5 protein-coding genes are annotated in these 2,912 nt (G+C 65.4%); 3 read left to right on the forward strand and 2 right to left on the reverse strand.

Annotation, left to right across the window (positions count from 1 at the left end; all coding sequences use genetic code 11):
• Nucleotides 1-720, forward strand: a 720-nt coding sequence (locus HUK84_RS14065; RefSeq protein WP_176640850.1) for a LysR substrate-binding domain-containing protein, incomplete at its 5' end; no start/stop codon positions are given.
• Here the strand turns inward: HUK84_RS14065 and HUK84_RS14070 are convergent.
• Entirely contained in the window at nt 674-1,267 is a 594-nt protein-coding gene (locus HUK84_RS14070; protein WP_246285691.1) for a TetR/AcrR family transcriptional regulator, read from the reverse strand. The genes HUK84_RS14065 and HUK84_RS14070 overlap by 47 nt on opposite strands.
• 173 nt (nt 1,268-1,440) lie before the next feature.
• Here HUK84_RS14070 and HUK84_RS14075 point away from each other — a divergent pair, with 173 nt between their 5' ends.
• A complete protein-coding gene (locus HUK84_RS14075; protein WP_176640854.1) occupies nt 1,441-2,088 on the forward strand; it encodes a glutathione S-transferase in 648 nt (215 codons plus the stop codon).
• 43 nt (nt 2,089-2,131) lie between these two features.
• Here HUK84_RS14075 and HUK84_RS14080 read toward each other — a convergent pair whose 3' ends face one another.
• Nucleotides 2,132-2,467, reverse strand: a complete 336-nt coding sequence (locus HUK84_RS14080; RefSeq protein WP_176640852.1) for a GIY-YIG nuclease family protein — start codon at nt 2,465-2,467, stop codon at nt 2,132-2,134.
• Between the two features lie 119 nt (nt 2,468-2,586).
• Between HUK84_RS14080 and HUK84_RS14085 the strand changes: the two genes are divergently transcribed.
• A partial coding sequence (locus tag HUK84_RS14085; RefSeq protein ID WP_246285692.1) for a DUF2239 family protein occupies nt 2,587-2,912 on the forward strand: 326 nt, incomplete at its 3' end.

Below are 2,912 nucleotides of genomic sequence, written 5' to 3' on the forward strand. Positions count from 1 at the left end.
CTCGCCCCCGCGCTGGGCGAGGTCGAGGCGGCGCTGGACGTCGTCAATATTTTCCGCGACCGGCCGGCCGGCACGCTCCGGCTCAACGTGCCCGCCAGCGTCGCGCGCCTGGTCCTGCCGTCCATCGCCACGCCCTTCCTGAAACGCTATCCCGACATCAGGCTGGAGGTCATCGTCGAGGACAGGTTCGTCGACGTCCTGGCGGCCGGTTGCGACGCCGGCATCCGCTATGACGAGCGGCTGGAACAGGACATGATCGCAATCCCCATCGGTCCGCGCACGCAACGCGCCGCGACCGCCGCGTCACCGGCCTATCTCGCCGCCCGGGGCCGGCCGGAGCACCCGCGCGACCTCCTCGCACATGCCTGCCTGCGCGGGCAGTTCGCCAGCGGCGCCATCCCGGCCTGGGAATTCGAACGCGACGGACAGATCGTGCGCATCGACCCCGCCGGCCCCTTGCTGGTCCGCCTGGGCGCCGCGGTGGACCTCGCCGTCTCCGCCGCCGTCCAGGGCCTGGGCATCATCCATCTTTTCGAAGACTGGCTGCGCCCCCACCTGGACAGCGGCGCCCTGGTGCCGGTGCTCCAGCCCTGGTGGCAGGAATTCAGCGGCCCCTTTCTCTATTATCCCGGCCGCCGGCATCTTCCCGCGCCACTGCGCGCCTTCGTCGATTTCATCCGATCTGTCCCAGAAGACCCGTCTTGCGATAGCTCTCGATGATGTCATCGAACAGCGCGATGTCCGAACGACTCCGCGCCATGAGCTGGGCACCGGCAACGGCGGAGAAGACGGCGCGCGCCCGCTGTGCGCACTCCTCCGGGGCGGCGCCATGTGCCGCGGCGATGACCCGGCTCAGCCAGGCCACGTTGGCGTCGGCAAAAGCCTGGACCTCGCGCCGTACCGCCTCCGGCAGGTCGTCGTACTCCGCGCTCATGAAACTGCCGAGACACAGCCGGTTACCGTTCTCCAGCGACCTGCGGAACAGGTCCGGATACCGGTGCAGGCACAGAACCGGGTCGGCAGTTTCCGCCCACATGGCCTCCAGCGCGGCCGCGGTATCCTCCCGATAGCGTCGCGCGACCGCCGCGCCGAGATCGGCCTTGCTGGGAAAGTGATAATAGACGCTCGCGGCCTTGATGCCGACATCCTCCGCAAGATCGCGGAAATTCAGGCCGCCATAGCCATGCGCCTGCGCGGCGCGCCTGGCCGCCGCCAGGATGCTCTCCCTGGAACCCGCACGCATTCTCTCGCCCGCTGCCCCGCTCATGGCCTCACCTCTCTCTACCAAGTGACAGATAGCCGTTGACGACGAAAATCTGAAGCCCTACGGTCACCTACCAAGTGACAGATAGGTTTCCGAAGATGAATGTGAAGAACACGAATCTGAATCCCGATCTGAATCCCGGCACCGCCGGGCCCGATGCCGGCGCGGTCGCACCGATGACGATTTACGACTGGCCCACCGGCCCCTATCCGGCGCGCGTCCGGATCGCCCTGGCCGAAAAGAACCTGCGATCGCACGTCCGGTTCGTGACGGTCGATCTCTGGAAAGGCGAGCACAAGACGGCCGATTTCCGCGCAAAGAACTACTCGGGCACGCTGCCGGTGCTCGAACTCGACGATGGGACGTTCATCGCCGAATGCACCGCCATCACCGAATATCTCGACACGCTCGCGGGGCCTCCCGTCCTGACGGGCAGGACGCCGCGCGAAAAGGGCGTGATCCACATGATGAGCAAACGCGCCGAAATCGAATTGCTCGACGCCGTCAGTGTCTATTTCCACCATGCGACACCGGGGCTCGGACCCGCCGTCGAGATCTATCAGAACCCCGAATGGGGACTCCGCCAGCGCGACAAGGCCATCAGAGGGATGCATTACTTCGATGCCGTTCTCGGAAAACAGCCCTTCGCCGCGGGGGAAGCCTTCTCGATGGCCGACATCACGATCATAGGCGGCCTGATATTCGCAGCACTCGTGGACCTGCCGATTCCCGCGGAATGCACGGCGCTTCAGGCCTGGTACGCAAGAATGCAGGCGCGCCCCAGCGTCAGGGACCAGTTGGCGATGACCTCGCCGGCGCGCTGAACCCCGTGCGCCGGAACGGCCATGCCGAAAGACATGCGCCTGTTCACATCCGCGTCGCCTCCAACACGCGTACCCAATGCTCAAGCCGGCGCTTCAGATCGCCATTCCGGAGATGCTGCACCGCGTCCGGCGCCACGGCCTCGATAATCTCGAAAAGCAGCCCGTCCGTTCCATGAACATCCCAGGCTTGCTGCAGCGACGTGCAGGGATTGGTCCCCAGCCGCAACGTGAACCTGATCCTGTTCTCGATCGTCGACAGATCGGGCGCGTCGCCGACCCACACCTGATTCGTCGGCCGGCACCGCATCGCGTAAATGCCTGCGACCACCTTGCGTTCCTTATACTCCCGCGCGGATTCGCGTCGTTTCATCCGGTCCATGCCGTCCATATCCTTCATGGCGCGTGTTGGGGCGCGTCAAATTTATACCCGGATATATTGACGGGATGAGAGAATCAATATACCCAGGTGAAATGTCTTCAGATACTCCGGCCAACACATTGGCCATTCCCTGCACCGGATTCGCGGGCGCGCGAAAAATCGCGTCCGGATCCCTGGCGGACGTCGCCCTGGCGTTGAACTCCTTGGCCGAAACGGCCAAGGATCCCCTTCTGATTTTCGCGGACGACACGGGTACCGTTCTCGACATCGATCTCCGCGGCAGTACCGCCGACATGCTGTACCGCCTCACCCGATACCAGGCCCCTCAGCCTCCTCAGGCTCCCGCAGCCGCCAAGCCCCGCGGCCGGCCGAAACTGGGCGTGATCGCGCGCGAGGTCACGTTGCTGCCCCGCCACTGGGACTGGCTGGCCGCGCAGCCGGGCGG

It is taken from the genome of Nguyenibacter vanlangensis, assembly GCF_013376155.1.
Lineage (GTDB): Bacteria > Pseudomonadota > Alphaproteobacteria > Acetobacterales > Acetobacteraceae > Gluconacetobacter > Gluconacetobacter vanlangensis.

Excerpts from the sequence above, each read along its gene's own strand:
- HUK84_RS14080 (WP_176640852.1), bottom strand. The coding sequence starts at position 2,467 with ATGGACCGGATGAAACGACGCGAATCCGCGCGGGAGTATAAGGAACGC.
- HUK84_RS14070 (WP_246285691.1), bottom strand. The coding sequence starts at position 1,267 with ATGAGCGGGGCAGCGGGCGAGAGAATGCGTGCGGGTTCCAGGGAGAGC.
- HUK84_RS14075 (WP_176640854.1), top strand. The coding sequence starts at position 1,441 with ATGACGATTTACGACTGGCCCACCGGCCCCTATCCGGCGCGCGTCCGG.